Consider the following 20,624-nt stretch of genomic DNA (forward strand, 5'->3'; position numbering starts at 1 on the left):
GGTGGCTTCGATCCGAGTGCCCAGGTCTCGTCAGCGTGCCTGACCGTTCGGTCCTTCGTGATCGGAGTAGCCGCAACCCGGCACCGGCCGCGGCGATCTCGGCTCGATAGCCTCCACCACGGATCTCGAACCCTCCCTACCCTGCTGTGCGGCGCAGTCATACGTACCAGTTTCCACCACGAGCGACCGGTTAACCAGACGTCAGACGGCGCGTCCCACCTGTAGCGAACGAATGCCGGGGAATGCGAGGGCAGAAAGGACAACACCGGACAATCACCAGGAAGCCGCCGCCCGCCTGCCGCGACACCGGTCCGAACAGGAAGGCTGCACGCCGTGCAGCACGTCACCGATACGCGGACCACCTGCCACGACCACGATGAACACGCCCTGCAGTCGTCCGCGCATGTCGTCGGTTGCCACTTGCTGGAGCATCGTGCTGCGGAAAAGCCGCCGAGACCATGTCGACGGCTCCGCCGAATGCCAGGAATGCGACCGCCACCAGAGCAGAATCACACTGGAACCGGGACTCGCGAAGTACACGGCAACGCCGAAGCCGACCATGGACAGCCCCCACAGCGCGATGCAGACCAGAACGGCTTGCCCCTGGTACTGAACCGTGGCAACCAACCCGAGAAGACTCCGCCCAGAACGGCTCCCACCGACATCGCCGCGAACAGCAGTCCCAGCGCAAAACCGCCGCTGGCGGGGTCACCGAAGGATTCGTGAGCGATCTCCGGGAACAGTGCTCGCGACATCCCGAACACCATCGCGATGATGTCCACCACGAACGACGCGAGCAGAACCTTCTGCGTCGCGAGATACGTGAAACCGCCGAGGACCTCGCTCAATCCGGCCCGCCGAGACGTTCCGGTCGGCGGAATCGCCGGGAGCTTCCATACCGCCACAGTGTGGCAGAAGAAAGATCGAGTCGAGCAGGTACAGCAGTTGCAGACCGGCCGACGGTATGAGGACACCCGCCAGTAGCGGGCCGGCTATCGCACCGAACTGCACGACAGTCATGTTCAGCGAGTTCGCGGCAGGTAACTGCCTGCCCGGAATCAACCGAGGGATGATCGCCGCTCGCGTCGGCTGGTTCACCGCGAAGAACGCCTGTTGAACCGAGAACAATCCGAGCACCAACCACACGTTGTTCACGTTCAGGGCAGCCTGGATCCAGAACAGTACCGACGTGACGCCGAGTCCGATCGAGGTGATCATCAACAGCCGTCGTCGATCCATGACGTCGGCCAGTGCGCCCCCCACAGACCGAAAACGACCAGCGGAACAGACCGAAGATTCCCGTCAGGACGACGTAGGCCGAGCTTCGGGTGATCTTCGTACACCTGTTGCGGTACGGCGACCACGCTGAGCTGAGCGCCGATGACGGTGACGATGCCGGCCGTCCACAGCCGTCGATAGTCGCGATTCTCGAGCGGAGTCGTGTCCGCGAGTAGCGGCTCACGGCTGGAGACGGACGGCGGACCACTGTCCGTCGACCAGGCTCGTGCGAACTCGATTGTGCATGCGGTTCGCGCGTCCTTGCCAGAACTCGACGGACTCGGCCGAATCAGAATCCCGCCCCAGTTCGGTGGCACCGGAATCTCACCGTCCACGCCGAATCGAGCAGCGACCTCACGCAGTTGCTCGTCGAGATCGGCACGCGAGTCGATCGGACGAGACTGCGACGACGCCCACGCGCCGAGCTGTGAACCTCGAGGCCTGGTTCGCCCAATACTCCTGCGTCAGTTGAACACTCACCCGCTCGGTGGTGCCGGGACGATCACCTGCCTGGCAAGGGTCAGCCACGTGAAGTTCGCCGACGCGTACGGGTGGGCGTCGAGGTGACGAGCCTTGTCGGATCCTTCTCCGTCCTCGCTGAGCCCTTTGCAGAGCACGGTGCGCGACGCCGGACGGCCACCGTCGTCCACCGTCGACCAGAGTCATGGCGTTGGGCTCCGGCGCGTCAGCTTCGACGGCGTCCACGAGCCATTGGCGCATGAGTGGCAGCCAACCGGTTTCGACAACCGAAGTATCCAATTCCGCACTCATGCGGTCCTCGGACGGACTTCCGATTCGCTGCCTGCTTGCGGATAGCCCACACGCATGGCCGCGAGTTTCGTTGTCCACCGCCTGCGGGTCCTGACGTTCATTCGACACAGCCGAGAACGCTACTCCCGGTACTCACTGGCCAACGGCTACGCGGCACGCGCTAAAGTTTGCCGTGGCTAGACCGACCCGGACCGCGAGCCGCACCAGCGACAGCGCCGAATCGGGACGAGACGATTGCGCAGTACAAAACACGGTGCGTGCTCATCCCTGCGAGCACCGAGGCGCAGTCACTGAAGCTGAGGCAGTGCGACTGTAGACCTGGCGCACTCGAACGAGGAGAGTCCACGAGAATGGCAGCGAGCGCAGCAATACCGGACGATTTTGTGAGCGGACTCGAAGGCGTCGTCGCCTTCACCAGCGATATCGCAGAACCCGACAAGGACGGCGGCGCACTGCGCTACCGCGGAGTCGACATCGAAGACCTGGTCGGCCAGAGGGTCACCTTCGGCAACGTATGGGCCCTTCTCGTCGACGGCCGCTTCGGCCCCGGCCTCCCGCCGGCCGAGCCGTTCCCCCTCCCCATTCACACCGGCGACGTCCGTGTCGACGTTCAGGCCGGACTGGCGATGCTGGCTCCCATCTGGGGCTACCAGCCGCTCCTCGACATCGATGACGAGACCGCCCGCGACCAGCTCGCCCGCGCATCCGTCATGGCGCTGTCGTACGTCGCGCAGTCCGCTCGCGGCATCTACCAGCCGGCAGTCCCGCAGAGCCGCATCGACGAGGCCAAGACGGTCACCGAACGCTTCATGGTTCGCTGGAAGGGTGAGCCCGATCCGGCACACGTCGAGGCAATCGACGCGTACTGGGTCTCGGCAGCCGAGCACGGCATGAACGCCTCCACCTTCACGGCCCGCGTCATCGCCTCCACGGGCGCCGACGTCGCGGCTTCGCTTTCCGGCGCCATCGGCGCGATGTCCGGCCCGCTGCACGGCGGCGCACCGGCCCGAGTTCTTCCGATGATCGAAGAGACCGAGAAGACCGGCGACGCCCGCGCACTGGTCAAGGGAATCCTCGACCGCAAGGAAAAGCTCATGGGCTTCGGACACCGCGTCTACCGCGCCGAAGATCCCCGTGCACGCGTGCTCCGCGCCACGGCCAAGCGCCTCAACGCTCCCCGCTACGAGGCTGCCGCAGCTCTCGAGCAGGCTGCACTGGCAGAACTGCGTGAGCGTCGTCCCGATCGCGCGATCGAGACCAACGTCGAGTTCTGGGCCGCCGTCATCCTCGACTTCGCCGAGGTTCCCGCGCACATGATGCCTGCCATGTTCACCTGTGGCCGCACCGCCGGCTGGTGTGCACACATCCTCGAGCAGAAGCGTCTCGGTAAACTGGTACGCCCGGCCGCCATCTACACCGGCCCGGCGCCCCGTACTCCGGAGTCGGTCGAGGGCTGGGACCAGATCAGCCACGCGTAGTACCCCGCTCGAATTCGCCAATCACGGTAGTACAGAACACAAGTGAAGGAACAGAAAGAAGCGATGACCTCCACACCGATCATCCCCGCCGACCTCAAGCCCGCCGACGGACGCTTCGGCTGCGGTCCTTCCAAGGTTCGCCCCGAGCAGCTGCAGTCCCTGGTCGAGGTGGGCGCTTCGGTGTTCGGCACCAGCCATCGCCAGAAGCCGGTCAAGAACGTTGTGGCCAGCATTCGTTCCGGCCTCGCCGATCTGTTCTCACTGCCCGAGGGCTACGAGGTCGTCCTCGGCAACGGCGGAACCACTGCGTTCTGGGATGCGGCCGCATTCGGCCTCATCCGCGAGAAGTCGCTGCACCTGACCAACGGCGAATTCAGCTCCAAGTTCGCTTCGGTCGCCAAGGCCAACCCGTTCATCGGTGACCCGATCGTCGTTTCCGCCGATCCGGGCAGCGCACCGGTGCCGGTCTCCGACCCGTCCGTCGATCTCATCGGCTGGGCGCACAACGAGACCTCCACCGGTGTGTCGATCCCCGTCTCGCGTCCCGCGGGTTCGGAGAACGCACTGATCGCCATCGACGCCACCTCGGGCGCCGGCGGACTTCCGGTCAATGTCGCCGATTCCGACGTCTACTACTTCGCTCCGCAGAAGTGCTTCGCTGCAGACGGCGGACTGTGGATCGCGCTGATGAGCCCGGCCGCCCTCGAACGCGTCGCGGAGATCAAGGATTCGGGACGCTGGACGCCTGACTTCCTCTCGCTGCCCATCGCCGTGGACAACAGCTCCAAGGATCAGACGTACAACACCCCGGCCCTGGCCACCCTCTTGCTCTTCGCCAACCAGATCGAGTGGATGAACAGCAACGGCGGCCTCGACTGGACTACCGCTCGCACCGCGGATTCGTCCTCGCGCCTGTACAACTGGGCCGAGGCCAGTGAGTTCGCAACGCCGTTCGTCGCTGATCCGGCACACCGCTCGCAGGTTGTCGGCACCATCGACTTCAACGACGACGTCGACGCTGCCGAGGTGGCAAAGATCCTGCGCGCCAACGGAATCGTCGATACCGAGCCGTACCGCAAGCTCGGCCGCAACCAGCTGCGCGTCGGCATGTTCCCGGCCATCGACCCCGATGACGTCACCGCTCTCACCAAGAGCATCGACTGGGTCGTTTCTCAGCTCGGCTGATTTTCACATTTGCTTCACCGCTCGGCCCCCGGCATGACGTCGGGGGCCGAGCGTCGTTTGCGCCAGGCCTTGTGAGCTACCACACCGGTGGGCGGATCCGAGGTCATCTCGCCCTGCGTGTCCTGCCGAGTCCATGGTCACGAATGAATTACAGTTGAGCGCGGCGCAAAGTCGCGAGCCGGCGCGATAAGGAGGTCAATGTGCGAGAGCTTCGAGTGATCGGACTTGAACCCGATGGATCGCATGTGGTGTGCGCAGATGCTGAAACCGGCCAGAAATTCCGGCTTCCCGCCGATGACAAACTTCGTGCAGCTTCCCGCGGAGACGTGGCTCGACTCGGCCAGATTGAGATCGAAATGGAAAGCCAACTCCGTCCCCGCGAAATTCAGGCGCGCATTCGTTCCGGTGCTTCCGTAGAGCAGGTCGCCGAAGAAGCGAAGATCCCCATCAGCAAGGTCGAGCGCTTTGCGTACCCCGTTCTGCTCGAGCGCTCCCGCGCCGCGGAAATGGCGCAGGGCGGACACCCGGTGCGCGACAACGGTCCGACAGTTCCCACCCTCTCCGAAATCGTGACCCACGCATTCCGCGCCCGCGGCCACAGTATCGACGAGGCCACCTGGGATGCCTGGCGCGACGAGGACAATCAGTGGGTCGCGCAGTTGCAGTGGCAGGCCGGCCGCACCACCAACGCCGCGCACTGGCGCTACCAGCCCGACGCGCACGGCGGAACGATCGTCGCACTCGACGACGCGGCATTCGACTTGATCGATCCCGACTTCGGTCGCCCGCTCCGCGGCCTGGTACCGGTGGTCTCGAACGAACCGGAACAGCTCGAACTGTCCCGATTCGACGTCGAACCGGTGGCGGAGATCGAGCCCGCGCCCGCAGCAGTTTCCGAGCGGACAGCAGTTTCCGAGCGCACAGTAGTCCCCGAGCGGACGGTGGTGGCGGAACGGATCGTGGCGCCCGAACCGATTGCTGTCGAGCCGGAAACCGACGTCACCGAAGAGGTTCCCGAACCCGCACCGGATGTGACCCCGAAAACCGCTCCGCAGCAGACGCAGACCAAGGACAAGCGCGGACGGCCTGCTCTTCCCTCGTGGGACGACGTACTCCTCGGGGTCCGCAGCAGCGGTCGCTGACCCGAAGGAAAGTATTCTTCTTTCGAGCGAGGCTGAGGAGAGAGGGCTGCCGGTGGCTGCACGGGTATCGACGATCTGGTTTCTGGGCGGCGCAGACGCTCGCACCGAATTGAGCAGGTACCCACAGCCGGATCAGACCGAGGCCCTGAAAATCGCCATGTCGCTGTACCCGGACAAGGAGTTCGAGTCGCTCGGGCCTCAGCCGCTGTCGATGGCCGCGACGGTGAGCCCCGGCTACGTCTTCGTCGGCGCGTACGGTCGAGTGAGTGTCGTCTGCAGCTCCGAACTCAGCACCTTCGTCCCCTCGAAACTGCCTGATTCCTGGAACCTTTCGGCAGAGGGTGGCTCGACGCTGTTGATCAGCTCCGTCCCCGAAACCGCGCAGGGTTCGTTTGCACTGTGGGAGGACGGCGAGCTACGACGCTCGTTCAGTGCCATCCCGATCGACATCGTCGAAAATCTGGGGATCCCACAGACCTGGGAACTGGAATTCTGGGCCGGCAACCATCCCCTGCGTTACCCGCCCGGGATCCTGCCTGATCCGCAGTCACTTCCGTTCCACCCGCAACAGTTCGCGGAGTCCGCCAACCTCGAGTGGCTGGGATTTCGATACACCGGCGCGCCGCGAGAACACGAACTCGACACAACGCAGATTCTCCTGTGGGGCTTCAAGATTCACCGACCCGGCGAGGCACCCAAACCTGCACCCCCAGCCCCCGCGCCGATGCCCGAGCAGGCGCCGACAGAGGTACCCATGCCCGAAAACATGCCGCCGATCCACGACGCACCGGTGGCCAAGCCGCGCGGCCGCCTCGCTCGGTACTTCGGCTTCAAGTAGCGCCGAGCAGCCTCACAGGTTCACGCGGCTATCGCTGCGATCCACCCGAGCGGTACGCCGGCTACCGCGCCGTAGACCACCCATCGCCAGACGGGGACGGCTCGCCAGCGCCAGACGGTCGGCGCAAGTCCGCCTACCGCAATGACATTGACGACAACCGCCAGGAGCACGTTCACGTTGCCCAGCGCGACACAGAACGCCGCGACGGCACTGGTCGAGAGCATGGCTGCGAACACCGACACCGCGATTCCGGTGAACCAGGGCGTGCGGTCCTGAGTCACCGGCCGGTCCTGACACGTTCGTAGAAGGCCATCGCCGCTGCGGTCGCGACGTTGAGCGAGTCGGTGCCGGGCGCCATGGGTATCTTGGCACGAATATCGGTGGCCCGCATCGCATGTTCGGTCAAACCTGGCCCCTCGGCGCCCAGCAGTAGCGCTACCTTCTCCCCGGTCATCGCTTCGGCCAAAGTGACCGCTTCCGGATTCGGAGTCAAGGAAATGAGCTGAAAACCGTTGCCACGCAGCTCATCCAAGTCGTGTGGCCACTTTGCCACATGCGCGAAGGGCACTCGCAGCACGTGCCCCATCGACACACGGACCGACCGCCGGTACAGCGGGTCGGCACAACCCTTCCCGAACAGAACTGCATCGACACCGAGCCCCGCCGCGTTGCGGAACATCGAGCCGAGATTCTCGTGATCGTTGACGCCTTCGAGGACCACGACGGTCTTCGCGTCCTTCAACACGTCCGAGACCGCGAGCGGTGCCGGGCGTGCTGCTGCAGCGAGGACGCCGCGGTTGAGGTGAAATCCGACGACCTCGGCCATCACTTCGGCGCTCGTACGGTAGAACGGCACGTCCACACCGTCGAGATCGTCAGCGAGCTCCAGGAGCCGTCGTTCGACGCCGAGGAGACTGATCGGCTCGAACCGCGAAGTCAGCAGTCGCTGAGTGACGAACACTCCCTCGGCGATGACCAGTCCCTTGCCCTCCGGGAGGTCGGGGCGCCGATCCGAAGAGTTGAGATCGCGAAAGTCATCCAGCCGGGGGTCGGCGGGATCTGAGATGTCGATGACGTGAACCACGGGTCTATCGTGCCGTACGCACCGCGAGCCCCCACCACTACTCCCGACCTAACGCAACAGCGTGACAAAATGCGCGTCGAGCACCTGGCTGATCACCTCTGGATTGGTTCGCTCGGGATTGTCGACGCCGTGCGACGCGAGCCCGTCGGCGAGCGCATGCAATCTCATCGCCTCGATGTCGACCGAGGCACCCGGCCGTAGAAAACCCGCTCGATGCGCCGCTTCCACGAACGAACGAAAGTGCTCGAACAAGGTCCGGTCTGTCTCGTCACGCACCGCCGTCAACGCCGAATCGGTCTGGGCGGCAGCAGCAAAGGCCTCCCAAACCTGCATTTCTTCACGCCGATCTTGGTCGAGGGGAACGAACTGATCGGTGAACTGACGGATCGCGCGGCGGATGTCGGGATCGAAGTCGATGCCGGCAATCCTTTCCTCCACCCGGACGGTCACGAGCGTCATCGCGAACAGCAAGAGTTCGGACTGCGTCGCGAAGAAGTGCCGTAGCGACCCCGTCGACATCTTCGCCTCGTCCGCGACCGCCCGGACGCTGGCGCTCGCCACACCGTCTCGACGGATCACACGCCACACGGCCTCGGCGATCTCTTCACGCCGCTCATCCGGACTGCTACGTTTCACCACTTCACAAAACTAACACAGCTGTGCTAGTTTTCAATCACTAACACAGTCGTACTAGAAATGAGCTGATGTCATGATCGTCCACTTGATCATCGCGTGCGAAATCATGTTCTGGGTGTTCATCGCCGCAGGTCTCGCGGCCCGCTATCTACTGCGCCGCAAAACGCTGGGCGCCGCACTGCTCATCTGCGCGCCCCTGGTGGATGTCGTACTGCTCGTCGCCACAGCCCTCGATCTTCGTGGCGGTGGCGAGGCGAACTTCACCCATGGGCTTGCCGCGGCCTACATCGGATTCTCCGTCGCGTTCGGACACAGCCTCATCTCCTGGGCCGACGCCAGGTTCGCCTACCGATTCGCCGGCGGCCCGGCTCCCGTCGCACCACCCAAGTACGGGAGTGCGCGAGCACTGCGCGAATGGCGCGAGTTCGGCAAAGCCGCGATCGCCTGGGCCGTCGCGTGCGGACTTCTCGGCGCGGCCATCTTCCTCGTCGACGACCCCACCCGCACTGGAGCCCTCGACGGATGGATCAGCAAGCTGACAGTGGTACTCGCAATCTGGGGAGCAATCGCCCTGAGCTACACGGTGTTTCCCAAGCGTGAGAAGGTCACGGCGCGCGGCTAGCCTCGACTGCCTGTTCGGTCGCGTCGCATACGATCACCGGACGCAGGACGAAAACCGGCAGCCTGCCACCGTCTTCCGGTCGCGCAAGACGAAGTTTCAGCCCTTCGCTGCGTAGCAGGTACACCCCGGCCACAGTGCCCGAGACGAGCGAGATCACTCCGCCCACGATCAAGGGCGCACGTGGGTCCACGGAGTCGGCGAGCCAACCCAGGAACGGGCTTCCCAGCGGTGTGCCACCGAGGAAACTGAGCATGTAGATACCCATCACCCGCCCGCGCATCTCGGAAGGCACCGACATCTGCAGGATGTTCATCGCGGACGTCGTGAACGTCAACGTCAGTGCGCCCGTGGGGATCAACATCAGCGCCACCAACGCGTAGGTGGGCATCAATCCCACCGCGACCTCGAACACACCGAAAGCCACGGCGGCACCGAGGAACGTCCGCAACCGCGGCGCTTCCTTCCGTCTTGCGGCGTACGCAGCGCCGGCAAGGGTGCCCACGGCGAGCGTCGTGGACAGCAATCCGTAACCGTCGGCCTCGAGGCCGAACGTGTTGCGCGCCATCACCGCCAGGCTGATCGCGAAGTTCAGGCCGAAGGTCGAGACCATGAAGACCGACACCATGATCACGCGAAGGTCCTTGCGGCCCCATACATATCGGAACCCGTCGCGCACCTGCCCCTTGGTGCGCGGGGCCGGTTCCGACGGGATCAACTCCTTCTTGTTCATCAGGTAGAGCGCGATGAGCACCCCACCGAATGTCGCGACGTTGAGCAGGAACACCCACCCTGTTCCGATCAGGTTGATCAGCACACCCGAGATGGCCGGACCGACGATGCGGGCCGTGTTGAACGTCATGGAGTTGAGCGCGATGGCGTTGGACAGGTGTTCCTTGCCCACCATTTCGATGGTGAACGATTGACGCACGGGTGCGTCGAGCGCCGAGACACAGCCGAGGGCAAAGGCAATCAGGAAGACATGCCACAACGCGACGAGCCCACCGACGTCCAGCAGGCCCAACACGAGTGCGCATACCGCACTCGCCCACTGCGTGAAGATCAGGATCCGACGCTTGTCGTACCGATCGGCAAGCACCCCACCCCACACCGACAAGAACAGCGTCGGGCCGAACTGCAAGGCCATGACGATGCCCACCGCCAGCGCGTTGCCGTCCGAGAGCGTCAGTACCAGCCAGTCCTGGGCGATGCGTTGCATCCACGTGCCGACCAGAGAAACGATCTGTCCGGAAGCCCAAAGGCGGTAGTTGCGGTTGTGGAGCGCGGCAAACATGCCGGAATCGGGGTCTCGGGGCACCCCACTATCTTGCCCCTCGAGTAATTCGTTTGGGCAACGACCTCTAGGTAGCGGAGCTACTCCGTCTTGTTGACCATCTCGGTGATGATCTCGACGGCACCGCGCAGCGTCGCGAGTTCTTCGCCACCCAGCCCGGCCAGCTGCTCGTTCATCCACGCCTCGCGCGCATGGGTTTCGTCCGCGAGCAACGCCTGCCCGGCGTCGGACAGATTCACGATGATCTGACGACCGTCCGTGGGATGCGGCGAGCGCTCGACCAGACCGAGCTCGGCGAGAGAAGCAACAACGCGCGTCATCGACGGCGGCTGCACTTTCTCACGTGCTGCGAGTACGCCAGGAGTCATCGGGCCGTACTGATCCAGGCTCGCCAAGGCGGACAGTTGCGTCAGCGATACCTGAGCGTCGACTCTGCGGCCGCGCAGATGCCTGGTGAGACGCACTACAGCCAGGGAAAGATCGCTGGCCAGCGCACGAGTTTCGGTGGTCACGCGTCAGACAATACGTCAAGAGCTGGCCGGTAGCTCACGTAATCGAATACCGGTCAACCCTGATTTCACGTAAGGGCGTCGGTAATGGGTCCGACAGTGAAGTAGGCCACAAAAAGTGCCGCCACGATCCAGAGCAACGGGTGGATCTTCTTGATACCACCGCTGGCAGCGTGCAGGACCACCCATGAAATGAAGCCGACGCCGATGCCGTTGGCGATCGAGTAGGTGAACGGCATGACGATCATGGTCAGGAACGCCGGGAGAGCAACCGAGAACTTGGTGAAATCGATGTCTCGGACCTGCCCGATCATCAGCGCACCGACGACGACGAGGGCAGGCGCAGCTGCCTCGATCGGCACGACGGAGTAGAGCGGCGTCAGGAACATCGCGACGAGGAAGAGCAGTCCGGTCACGACGTTTGCCAGGCCCGTGCGGGCGCCTTCGGCAATACCCGACGCGGATTCCACGAACACGGTGTTCGACGACGCCGAAGCGCCACCGCCGACGATCGCGCCCGCGCCTTCGACGACAAGCGCGCGACCGACGTTGGGGAGGTTTCCGTCCTTGTCGGTCAGGCCGGCTTCCTTACCGAGACCCGTCATCGTGCCCATGGCGTCGAAGAAATTCGCGAGCACGAGGGTGAAGACAAGCAGGCTGGCGGCCAGAACCCCGATGCGGGTGAATGCGCCGAAGATGCTGACGTCGCCGACCAGGCTCAGATCAGGCATACCACCGAGCATCTCCGGGATCGCGGGGATGCTGAGGTTCCAGCCCTTGGGGTTGGTTCCGAGCGAGGGTCCGACGTCGGCAACTGCCTCGATGATCGCAGCGAGGATCGTAGTGACGACGATGCCGATCAGCAGTCCACCACGAACCTTGCGCACTACCAGAACACCCATGAGCAGCACACCGAAGATGAACACCACGGTCGGCCACGAAGCGATGGAGCCGTTGATTCCGAGTCCGACGGGAACCGTCGTACCGGCGGCATCGGGGATACGGCGGACGAATCCGGCGTCGACCAGTCCGATGAAGGCGATGAACATGCCGATACCGGCCGCGATCGCGGACTTCAATGCCGAGGGAATCGCATTGAACACCGCAGTTCGGAAACCGGTGAGTGCCAACAGAACGATGATCACACCGTCGATGACCACCAGGCCCATCGCCTCGGGCCAGGTGACCTGAGGTGCGATTGTGACGGCGAGCAGGCTGTTGATGCCGAGACCCGCGGCGATGGCAAACGGATAGTTGGCAACGACACCGAAGACGATGCTCATCAGGCCGGCAACCAGAGCGGTGACCGCAGCCACCTGGTTGACCGGAAGGATGTTGCCGAGAACGTCGGTCTTCGCTGCAGCGTCGTCAGCCGAGAAACTGCCGAGGATCAGGGGGTTGAGGACCACGATGTAGGCCATCGCCACGAAGGTGACGACACCGCCGCGAATCTCGGTCGAGATCGTCGACCCTCGTTCGCTGATCTTGAAATAGGTGTCGAGGATCTTGCCGGGTGCCGCCATGTTTGTTCTTTCCCCATCGCTGTAGGTCGCCGTGTGCCGGCGCACATGAAGCCGGTCGCACTAGGGAGAGTAGGCCACCGGGGTACGGGTAGCGTTAATTTTGTGACGGAGACTCGCAACACAACAGGCCTGATCGGCAAATTGTCCGCACCCGCGCCGGCACTGATCATCGGCACCGCGTTGTGGGTGATCGCCACGATCGTGGTCGCGGTGAGCGGCGATCGTTGGTCGGATGCACTCCCGATCTGTTACGCGGGTATCGGAGTCGGCTTCCTCGGCTTCGCTCTGTTCTCCATTCAACGACGCGCAGCTGTGCGCGGTGACAAGGGCGCACAGCAGGGCGCCGGTCTGGTCGACTGAGCAGGTCGATTCACCCTTTCAGTATGGTAAGCCTACCCTGCACTCCAGTGTCGGTCTTAGCTTGTCAATGCTGAAAGGAACCACGTAGCCGTGAAGATCTCCCACCGAAATCGTTGGAAAAGCCGAGGACGTTGGACGAGACTGACATCCGTTGCTGTGGTCGCCCTGGTCGGCACAGCACTCGTCTCCTGCAGTTCGAACGACGACGCAGCAAGTAGTCCGTCGAGTTCCGGTGGTGGCGCCTTCCCCGTCACGATCGATCACGCTTTCGGCAGCACCACGATCGATTCCGAACCACAACGGATCGTCACCGTCGGTTACAACGACGAGCAGGCTCTGTTGGCTCTTGGCATCAAGCCCGTCGGAATGGTCAACCAGTACCCGGGCGAACCGGACGTCAACCGCACGTGGCCATGGGTCACCGGCCCTTGGGGCGGAACCGAACCGACCGTCGTCGGCAGCAATCCCGAAACCACGATCAGCGTCGAAAAGATCGCTGCGCTCGAGCCCGACCTGATCCTCGCGCTCTACTCGAGCATCGACAAAGACCTGTACAGCACACTTTCCGCGATCGCCCCGACCGTCGCGAAGGATCCGGCCTACGGCGACTACGCAACTCCGTGGCAGATCACGACGAAGACCGCAGCGAAGGCAGTGGGCCGCGAAGCCGACGGCGAGAAGTTGGTCGCCGATATCGACAGGCAGTTCGCCGACGCCAGAAGCGCTCACCCGGAATTTGCAGACCAGACCGCGGTGATCATCAGCGTCGACGCGACCCCGGAGTTCTACGCCTTCTCCTCCGAGGACGCCCGCGGACGGGTTCTCGGCAGTCTCGGATTCAAACCTGCTCCCGCGGTCGAGGCCTTGATGAACGGTGAGTTCTACGCGCCGATCTCCACCGAACGACTGGATCTTCTCGACGTGGACCGTCTCGTTGTCATCGGCAATCCCGATGCCGCACAGGCGGTCCGAAACAACCCTGGCTTCCAGCAACTCGACGTGGTCAAGGACAATCGCGTCGTCTACGTCAACGACGATCAGGCTCCGCAGGTCGGTGCGGCCTTGACCGCGAGCTCGGCACTGAGCTTGCCGTGGGCCACGAGCCAACTACTCGCCGAACTCACGAAGTAACCAGCGCCCGGCGCTTTCTGATCTGCGCGGTTCCCCAGATCCACACCCCGGCCCACATCATCCCGAACGCCCAACCTGCCAGTACATCGGTCATCCAATGGGCAGCCAGGTAGACGCGGGAGAATCCGACGGCGATCGTGTACAGGCCGAGGCTCGCGAGCATTGCCGTCTTCGCGAGCCTCGGCAAGGCAAGACGAAGGATCACGGCGGCAACCGAAGTCGCGAGGATCGCGCTCATCATCGCGTGGCCCGACGGGAACGAATACGAATCGATTTCGATCAACCGCTCCGGCAGGGGTGGACGGGTTCGCGTGAAGATGCGCTTCAATCCGCTCATCACGAGCAGACCGGTCAACATCGATCCGGCGATCAGCAGAGCTTCGGTGCGTAGTCCCCGAACCAGAAGCACGATCGTGAGCAGCGTCGCGATCAGCCACGACGCGAGGGTTCCGCCGCTGTCGGTGATGACGTCGACGACGTCCACGAGCCACGCCGTCCGCTGACTCACTGCGCTGTCGAGTACCCACTGATCAAAAGACATCTGCCCTCACATTCCTTGCGGCAGAGTCCACGTACGCATCACGTGATGAACGCCGTCCGAGTCCACCCACCACGGCACGATCACCGTCGTCTCGACCGCCCCCGTCAGTTCCACCGACAGTTCGTGATGGATCACTACCTCGCCGCTGGGTACCTCACGGCCGAGGGCTGCGAAGCCGAGAACTGCCTGCGGTTCGTTCGCCCACGTCGTCACGACGCCGGTGCTGCTCACTCGTCCATGGACTGACGTGGACGCCGTCGCGACGTCGAGCAGATCTGCCAGTGCGTCGGCCGTCTCGAAGCTGCCGAGCACGACTCGTTGTGCAGGTAGTGCCGCTCCCAGCCACGGTCGGTCGAGGACAAGGGCGTCGCCGGGATCGACCAGATCGCCGGAAAGGCCTCGCACGAACGGAGGCAGGTGCAGTTCCTCCAGGTCGAGAACCCGTCGCTGCGCTGCCTCACCCAGCAGTCGGTGCGTCCGCGCGACGACGGCGGAGGCCGGCATCCGTAGTGGGTCGGCAAGCCGATCGAGCAGCAGCTGAGCCAGTTCCGGATCGTCGACGGTATCCGATGCCAGCAATCCGGAGAAGAATCCGGCGTCGGGGTGTTCGGCAGCATCGAGCAATCCCTCGAAGGTGCGATCGCCCGGAGCGCGCAGCAAGCCCAGCACCTCACCGCCGAGTTCGGCATTCGAACGCAACCACCACGCCGTGTATCCACGACGGTCGGTGAGCAGCGCCCGTGTCGCCGGCGACTCGACCAGCAGCGACAACGCCTGCGGCCAGCGGTCTTCGTCCACGAGGTCGAGATCGCGCACGGCTTCGATGTATTCGGGGTCCTCGTCGAGGGTGTCCCACCATGCGTCTTCGGCGTCGAGATCGTGATCGGGGCCGGAAGGCAATTCCTCACGGACCACCGTGAAACCCCACCCGACACCGACTACCCGTAGCGCCTGCTCCCCCACCTGCTGAACAAAATCAGCGTCGACGATGCCGAAGGGAGAATCCTCGACCAGGACGCTTGCAAGGGGAGCTCCCGGAAGCAGAAGTTGGTCGGCGGACCGCAATTCGCCCTCCGAATCAGGAAGTAGCACTTCACCGATCCACGACGGCAGCGCCCCTGGCGCCACGTGGGCCGCCAATCCGAGCACCACTTGCGCCAACTCCGTCGCTACCGAATCATCTTGGTCCGCAGCATCTTCGATCAATGCGCGCAGCGCCGGATCGGACAGCAGGTCGGTGGCACTCGCGGTCTGCGCTCCCAATCGAGACAGCAACGGGTGAACCGCGACGGGATGAACCAACCTCGTCCACTCCACCGACGGCGCGTCTTCGCCCAGTTCGACGCCGACGACGACGGTCCGCGGCCCGGTCACCGTCCGTCCGTCGGAGAGCGGAACCGGCAGTGTTCCAAGCTCTTCCACCGCAAGAGTGTCGATCACCAGAGGCTCGAGAGCCGAATAGAGGCGATTCCACCACTTGGGTTCACGTTCCGAACCGCTGAGCAGTTCGGCGATGCGCGCGAGCCCGATGCGGTGTGTCGACACCGCCGCGAGCGCTCGCTCGTGCTTGGGGCCGGAGAGCTCGGGGACAACCAGGCCACCGATGATGTCGGTGAGCAACTCGGCAAGGTCATCACTGAGCCCGGGCACCACGGACGCTCGCTGCGGCGCGCGGTCGGGCTCACCGACCACCGGAAGCCACTCGTTTTCCTGCAGCTCCTTCAGAAGCGCTTCGCGCAGAAGCGAATCCGTTTCACTGCGGGCAAAGGCAGGGATCGGAACGAGTGCCGTTCGCTGCCGAGGAGGTAGTGCAGCAAGGAACTTCGCGTACCCCTCGGCAAGCGGAGCGATCGGTGCAGCGGGCATGAGGCGTCGCCGATCGGGTTGCATTGCAATGTCGGCAATGATGATCGCGGGGATCGACAGTTCCTCGTCGGATCGCGTCGGCGCCCGCAGGACGTCGTCTGCGACCGGCTCGACGACCCCGTCGCGGACCGGCACCAACCATCGCGCGTTCGGCGCGGTGTACTGCCACCACGTGCGATCACCGATCGCGATCTCGACGAGGCCGGAATCCAGCACCCGTTCCGATCGCCGAAAAGTCTTCTCACCCAGACGAATTGATCCGAGAGCCGGGAGTTCGAGCAGCAGGTCGACTGCCTCACGTGTCATCTGCGAAAGCAGCGCCGCGGCATCGACGTCCGGCCGAAGCGTCAGCACCACTTCCGAATCAGCACCATCGCTCGGCAATTCGCCAGACGGCCACACCAAACGAAGTACGGGGACACCGGTTTCCGGCACCGGGAGTTCGCGAGACTCGATCTCGCGCAGAGTGTGCGAGGCAGAGAATCGAATCGATCCCGTCGACGAGCGCAGTTCCACCTCGTCACTGACCGAGAGAACTGCCGAGAATCCGACGCCGAACCGTCCCGTCACACCTTCGTCGGCGTCGACCTTGTTCGACGCGCGCAGCGCGGTCAGCGCATGTACACCGGATTCGTCCAGTGGACGGCCCGTGTTCGCCACCGTCAGCGTCCGACCGTCCACATCCACCCACAAAGAGCCCTGGACGCCCTCGCGTGCAGCTGCATCGGCAGCGTTCTGCGCCAGTTCGGTGAGCAGACGGTCGCGGTACCCGGCCTTTGCGAGGTCGGATTCCGCAGCCGCGTCTTCACGCAATCGCGTCGGAGATTCCGACCACGCGCGCAGCGTCGCCTCGCGGAGTGCGTCCGTACCGAACGGATCTTCTACTCGGTGGATACCGAATCCTCAACTGCAACAGCGCTCGACGGGCGAGCGGGCACCGCAATCAGCTCGACGGCCCCGTCGTCGAATGCGTCGAACTGCGGCGAGCCCGCACCGAGCGGCAGGCTGGTGTCCGAGTGCGCGCCACAACCGTAGGACACGCTGACCACACGGCCGTCTGCGGAGAGTTCGTTTCCGCACACACCGAACGCTGCGTGCAGCGAACCGGCGAGTGGAAGGAAGAATCCACACAGTCCACACGTCGACGGCGCGGCCTTCGCCATCTCCGACTCCGGGCCGAAGTCACCGTCGAACCAACGCTGCGCGGCATCGAGTCGGCCCTCGCGGCTCATGACCTGTTTGCGGCCGAGCCCGATTTCGAGAGCTACCTCGTCGACTTCCGGGTCACCGGTGGCGACGTAGCCGGGAACGAGGCGAGGATCCTCGGCCGGCGGGGCGAGTAGGTCACCGACGGACAGATCGCCGGGACGAATCCGCTGATCCCATGGCAGCCATTCCGGCGCAACCAACGCGTCGGGACCCGGCAACAGCGCCAACTCACTGATCGTGGCGTGGGTGTCCTCCGGTCCGGCAGCGACGACAACCGCCCACTGCCAACCGCGGTATCCCGGAATGTCTGCTGCAAATCGATGGGTGGCGGCAAATTCGTCCTCCGACGTCACGCCGAGGTATGCCCCCACACCGCCTTCATGCAGGTCGACGACTGCCTTTCGGGCAAGCTCGACCGCATCGGCCAGTACTGGGCGCGGCACTGCACGCTCTGGAGAAGTAGCAACACTCACTCCTCCAGTTTGCCGCACCACCGCAAGTCCGCAACGCACTGGGCTGCCATGCTGGGCAGATGAGTAGGTCACACGCCAATTCCGTGCGCACTTTTGCAGTGGTCGCCGTGATCGCCTCGGCCTTGGCGGGGTGCTCCGATTCCCCCGGCGCTCCCGACAACCTCACGTCCGAAACCGGCTCCGTCGAGATCGTTCGAGTGTCCGCGCACGATCCCGACGCGTTCACGCAGGGCCTCGAGATCGACGGAAACCGGTTGTACGAAAGCACCGGACGCGTCGGGCAGTCCTGGGTGCGCTCGAGCGAGATCTCCGACGAGCAGTCCCCCGCTTCGGGACCGGAAGTTGCGCGTGCCGATCTCGACCCGCCGTTGTTCGGTGAGGGCATCACGGTCGCCGGAGACACACTGTGGCAACTCACCTGGAAAGACGGCGTTGCCATCGCCCGTGACAAGGACACCTTGACCGAACGGGGGCGGTTCCCACTCGACACCGAGGGATGGGGAATCTGCTCGCTCGGGGATCGGATTGTCTCGAGCGACGGTTCGGCCACGTTGACCTTTCGCGATCCCGAAACCTTTGCGCCGATCTCGACCGTCGACGTCACCAGATCTTCGGAGTCCGTCGGCAAGCTGAACGAATTGGAATGCGCCGAAGACGGCTCCGTCTACGCCAATGTCTGGACCACGGACACCGTCGTCCGAATCGACCCGTCGGACGGCAGCGTCACGAACGTGTACGACGCTTCGCCGCTACGCGAAGAACTCGTCGCGGACGGATCGACGGACGGATCGACCAGCACCGTCGACGTTCTCAACGGCATCGCGCAGATTCCCGGTACCGATCGATTCCTGCTCACCGGCAAGTATTGGCCGCAGATGTTCGAAGTCCGTTTTGTTAACTGAGTCCGACATGACACAGGACTCGCAGGGGTGTGCGTGGTAGCCGCGCCGACACTAGGACAGAATTGAGTGGTGACCGGACCGCGCGAACCCTACGACCCCGAAACTCGGCGAATCCACGACGAGCCGGAGGGGCAACAGGTGCACCCCGGTTACGACAATTACCCACCCGCGGCCCGCCCGGACAATTACCCACCTTCGGCCCGTCCCGCTGCCCGTCGCACGCCTTTGCCACCGCTGCATCCGATTCCCGAATCGCGGGGAGACTCCGAATCCGCGGCCGGTTCGAAGACGCCGGGGGCGGACGCTCCCAAGGCTCCACCGATGCCTCGCAAGCTCACCGTCACTCGCGTCGCAGCGATGCGCAGCCGCGAACTGACGAACAAGGGCATCGCGACCTTCCAGCGCGCGGCGAAGGCCGACGGCGCGGACAAGTCCGGTCTGACCGCTCTCACCTACGCGGTGATGACGAACAACGCGACCGACGCGGCGATCTCCGTCGCTCTGGCCAACACGCTGTTCTTCTCGGCCGCGACGGGCGAGGACAAGACCAAGGTCGCGCTCTATCTCCTGATCACGATCGCACCGTTCGCGGTCATCGCACCGCTCATCGGCCCCATGCTCGACCGGTTGCAGCGCGGACGCCGCATCGCACTCGCGTCGTCGTTCGGAATCCGGACGCTCCTCGCGGTGATCCTGGTCTTCAACTTCGACAGTTGGATCCTCTATCCGGCCGCGCTCGGCATGATGGTGCTCAGTAAATCGTTCTCGGTGCTCAAGAGCGCAGTGACACCACGCGTCCTACCACCGGAAATAGACCTGGTGCGCGTGAATTCGCGTCTGACGGTCTTCGGGCTGATCGGTGGAACGATCGGGGCCGGCGCTGTCGCAGGTGCGCTCGCGCTGGCTTTCGGTTCCACCGGCGCCTTGTGGTTCGCGGTCGCCGTCACCGTGTTCGGCGCATATCTGAGCATGCGAATCCCGTCGTGGGTCGAGGTCACCGAGGGTGAGGTTCCCGCGACCATCACCTACCACCCGGACGAAGCGCATCACGCCGGCAGCGCCCCACCGCAGCCGGACGCCAAACCTGCCAAGGTCCGTCAGCCTCTCGGACGCGCCGTGATCATCGGACTCTGGGGCAACGGCACCATTCGCGTGCTCACCGGCTTCCTGACGCTCTACATCGCGTTCGTCGCCAAATCACGCACCGATCACGAGCCGCTCCAGCAGGCCATGATGCTCGGCCTGGTCGGCGCAGCAGCCGGTCTGGGTAACTTCGCCGGAAATGCCACGGGTGCGCGCCTCAAGCTCGGCCGGCCTGCCTTGATCGTGCTCCGGTGTACTGCGTCGGTGTGGATCATCGCGGTGATCGCAGCTCTGACGGACAACCTCATGACGGCCGCGCTTGCCACGCTCATCGCATCGGCCGCCAGCGCGCTCGCCAAGGTCTCACTCGACGCGTCACTCCAGCACGACCTGCCCGAGGAATCGATCGCGTCCGGATTCGGTAGATCCGAGACGGTTCTGCAGCTGAGCTGGGTACTCGGCGGCGCATTGGGGGTTCTGCTTCCGACCGAATACTGGATCGGGTTCACTGTTGTATCGGTGTTCCTGACGATCGGGCTTCTGCAGACCTTCCTGAGCTACCGAGGAAGCAGCCTCCTGCCCGGCCTCGGCGGGAAGCGACCCGATCTGGCCGAACAAGAAGTGACCGAAGTGATTTACACCGGTAAATCCAACCGAGGACAAGGAAGTACTCCGCAGTGATGATGCGCTCGAGAACAAAGA

20 protein-coding genes and 1 pseudogene are annotated in these 20,624 nt (G+C 64.1%); 9 read left to right on the plus strand and 12 right to left on the minus strand.

The features are described 5' to 3' along the window. Positions 1-201: 201 nt before the first annotated feature. From EHW12_RS22910 to EHW12_RS35430, 3 genes and pseudogenes are all read right to left on the minus strand, one after another. Positions 202-1,409, minus strand: a pseudogene (locus EHW12_RS22910) (MFS transporter). 49 nt (positions 1,410-1,458) lie between these two features. After that, the gene (locus tag EHW12_RS35425; RefSeq protein WP_241199185.1) at positions 1,459-1,524 is read right to left on the minus strand and encodes a hypothetical protein; all 66 of its coding nucleotides are present in this window, start codon (positions 1,522-1,524) and stop codon (positions 1,459-1,461) included. A gap of 230 nt (positions 1,525-1,754) precedes the next feature. Beyond that, positions 1,755-1,928, minus strand: a complete 174-nt coding sequence (locus EHW12_RS35430; RefSeq protein WP_346774216.1) for a hypothetical protein — start codon at positions 1,926-1,928, stop codon at positions 1,755-1,757. A 471-nt stretch (positions 1,929-2,399) separates the two neighbouring features. Here EHW12_RS35430 and EHW12_RS22920 point away from each other — a divergent pair, with 471 nt between their 5' ends. From EHW12_RS22920 to EHW12_RS22935, 4 genes are all read left to right on the plus strand, one after another. Further along, positions 2,400-3,527, plus strand: coding sequence for a citrate synthase 2 (locus EHW12_RS22920; RefSeq protein WP_003940025.1), 1,128 nt, complete (start codon positions 2,400-2,402; stop codon positions 3,525-3,527). Positions 3,528-3,590: 63 nt separating this feature from the next. Further along, entirely contained in the window at positions 3,591-4,712 is a 1,122-nt protein-coding gene (serC, locus tag EHW12_RS22925) for a phosphoserine transaminase (protein WP_007733484.1), read from the plus strand. Positions 4,713-4,912: 200 nt separating this feature from the next. Further along, positions 4,913-5,854, plus strand: coding sequence for a septation protein SepH (sepH, locus tag EHW12_RS22930; RefSeq protein ID WP_125051826.1), 942 nt, complete (start codon positions 4,913-4,915; stop codon positions 5,852-5,854). Positions 5,855-5,906: 52 nt separating this feature from the next. Continuing rightward, positions 5,907-6,692: a hypothetical protein gene (locus EHW12_RS22935; protein ID WP_042921685.1), complete on the plus strand. Its 786-nt coding sequence runs from the start codon at positions 5,907-5,909 to the stop codon at positions 6,690-6,692. Positions 6,693-6,712: 20 nt separating this feature from the next. Here EHW12_RS22935 and EHW12_RS22940 read toward each other — a convergent pair whose 3' ends face one another. From EHW12_RS22940 to EHW12_RS22950, 3 genes are read right to left on the minus strand one after another with little or no spacing between them, the layout of a single operon-like run. Then, the gene (locus EHW12_RS22940) at positions 6,713-6,973 is read right to left on the minus strand and encodes a DUF2537 domain-containing protein (RefSeq protein ID WP_030535366.1); all 261 of its coding nucleotides are present in this window, start codon (positions 6,971-6,973) and stop codon (positions 6,713-6,715) included. Further along, the gene (locus tag EHW12_RS22945) at positions 6,970-7,776 is read right to left on the minus strand and encodes an RNA methyltransferase (RefSeq protein ID WP_003939731.1); all 807 of its coding nucleotides are present in this window, start codon (positions 7,774-7,776) and stop codon (positions 6,970-6,972) included. Before EHW12_RS22945 ends, EHW12_RS22940 begins: the two co-directional genes overlap by 4 nt. Before the next feature lie 48 nt (positions 7,777-7,824). Continuing rightward, the gene (locus EHW12_RS22950; RefSeq protein ID WP_037128521.1) at positions 7,825-8,415 is read right to left on the minus strand and encodes a TetR family transcriptional regulator C-terminal domain-containing protein; all 591 of its coding nucleotides are present in this window, start codon (positions 8,413-8,415) and stop codon (positions 7,825-7,827) included. Between the two features lie 70 nt (positions 8,416-8,485). Here EHW12_RS22950 and EHW12_RS22955 point away from each other — a divergent pair, with 70 nt between their 5' ends. Then, positions 8,486-9,034, plus strand: a complete 549-nt coding sequence (locus tag EHW12_RS22955; RefSeq protein ID WP_003940103.1) for a hypothetical protein — start codon at positions 8,486-8,488, stop codon at positions 9,032-9,034. Here EHW12_RS22955 and EHW12_RS22960 read toward each other — a convergent pair. From EHW12_RS22960 to EHW12_RS22970, 3 genes are all read right to left on the minus strand, one after another. After that, a complete protein-coding gene (locus EHW12_RS22960; RefSeq protein ID WP_125052714.1) occupies positions 9,018-10,325 on the minus strand; it encodes an MFS transporter in 1,308 nt (435 codons plus the stop codon). The two genes, EHW12_RS22955 and EHW12_RS22960, sit on opposite strands and share 17 nt — an antisense overlap. Before the next feature lie 80 nt (positions 10,326-10,405). Beyond that, entirely contained in the window at positions 10,406-10,837 is a 432-nt protein-coding gene (locus EHW12_RS22965) for a MarR family transcriptional regulator (RefSeq protein WP_003939901.1), read from the minus strand. A 65-nt stretch (positions 10,838-10,902) separates the two neighbouring features. Continuing rightward, positions 10,903-12,357 (minus strand): NCS2 family permease, encoded by a 1,455-nt coding sequence (locus EHW12_RS22970; RefSeq protein WP_003940242.1) that lies wholly within the window; start codon positions 12,355-12,357, stop codon positions 10,903-10,905. 102 nt (positions 12,358-12,459) lie between these two features. On the opposite strand from EHW12_RS22970, the gene EHW12_RS22975 reads away from it, so the two are divergent. Both EHW12_RS22975 and EHW12_RS22980 read left to right on the plus strand, forming a co-directional pair. Further along, positions 12,460-12,717, plus strand: a complete 258-nt coding sequence (locus tag EHW12_RS22975) for a DUF2530 domain-containing protein (RefSeq protein ID WP_007733492.1) — start codon at positions 12,460-12,462, stop codon at positions 12,715-12,717. A gap of 90 nt (positions 12,718-12,807) precedes the next feature. Then, entirely contained in the window at positions 12,808-13,848 is a 1,041-nt protein-coding gene (locus EHW12_RS22980) for an iron-siderophore ABC transporter substrate-binding protein (RefSeq protein WP_125051828.1), read from the plus strand. Here the strand turns inward: EHW12_RS22980 and EHW12_RS22985 are convergent. From EHW12_RS22985 to EHW12_RS22995, 3 genes are all read right to left on the minus strand, one after another. After that, positions 13,838-14,389, minus strand: a complete 552-nt coding sequence (locus EHW12_RS22985) for a phosphatase PAP2 family protein (protein ID WP_042921691.1) — start codon at positions 14,387-14,389, stop codon at positions 13,838-13,840. The two genes, EHW12_RS22980 and EHW12_RS22985, sit on opposite strands and share 11 nt — an antisense overlap. A gap of 6 nt (positions 14,390-14,395) precedes the next feature. Further along, positions 14,396-17,068, minus strand: a complete 2,673-nt coding sequence (locus EHW12_RS22990; protein WP_125051830.1) for an ATP-binding protein — start codon at positions 17,066-17,068, stop codon at positions 14,396-14,398. 68 nt (positions 17,069-17,136) lie between these two features. After that, positions 17,137-17,958, minus strand: a complete 822-nt coding sequence (locus tag EHW12_RS22995; RefSeq protein ID WP_030535360.1) for a DUF3027 domain-containing protein — start codon at positions 17,956-17,958, stop codon at positions 17,137-17,139. Between the two features lie 38 nt (positions 17,959-17,996). Between EHW12_RS22995 and EHW12_RS23000 the strand changes: the two genes are divergently transcribed. Both EHW12_RS23000 and EHW12_RS23005 read left to right on the plus strand, forming a co-directional pair. Beyond that, positions 17,997-18,839 (plus strand): glutaminyl-peptide cyclotransferase, encoded by an 843-nt coding sequence (locus tag EHW12_RS23000; RefSeq protein WP_241199032.1) that lies wholly within the window; start codon positions 17,997-17,999, stop codon positions 18,837-18,839. A 69-nt stretch (positions 18,840-18,908) separates the two neighbouring features. Further along, positions 18,909-20,603 (plus strand): MFS transporter, encoded by a 1,695-nt coding sequence (locus EHW12_RS23005; RefSeq protein WP_223304424.1) that lies wholly within the window; start codon positions 18,909-18,911, stop codon positions 20,601-20,603. The last annotated feature ends 21 nt before the right edge of the window (positions 20,604-20,624 follow it).

Origin of the sequence: Rhodococcus sp. NJ-530, assembly GCF_003860625.1 — a bacterium.
Classification (GTDB): Bacteria; Actinomycetota; Actinomycetes; order Mycobacteriales; family Mycobacteriaceae; genus Rhodococcus_F; species Rhodococcus_F qingshengii.

Bases quoted from the DNA above. Each gene is read 5' to 3' on its own strand.
- EHW12_RS22920 (WP_003940025.1), top strand. From the start codon at position 2,400: ATGGCAGCGAGCGCAGCAATACCGGACGATTTTGTGAGCGGACTCGAA.
- serC (WP_007733484.1), top strand. From the start codon at position 3,591: ATGACCTCCACACCGATCATCCCCGCCGACCTCAAGCCCGCCGACGGA.
- EHW12_RS22955 (WP_003940103.1), top strand. From the start codon at position 8,486: ATGATCGTCCACTTGATCATCGCGTGCGAAATCATGTTCTGGGTGTTC.
- EHW12_RS22960 (WP_125052714.1), bottom strand. From the start codon at position 10,325: ATGTTTGCCGCGCTCCACAACCGCAACTACCGCCTTTGGGCTTCCGGA.
- EHW12_RS22970 (WP_003940242.1), bottom strand. From the start codon at position 12,357: ATGGCGGCACCCGGCAAGATCCTCGACACCTATTTCAAGATCAGCGAA.
- EHW12_RS22985 (WP_042921691.1), bottom strand. From the start codon at position 14,389: ATGTCTTTTGATCAGTGGGTACTCGACAGCGCAGTGAGTCAGCGGACG.
- EHW12_RS23000 (WP_241199032.1), top strand. From the start codon at position 17,997: ATGAGTAGGTCACACGCCAATTCCGTGCGCACTTTTGCAGTGGTCGCC.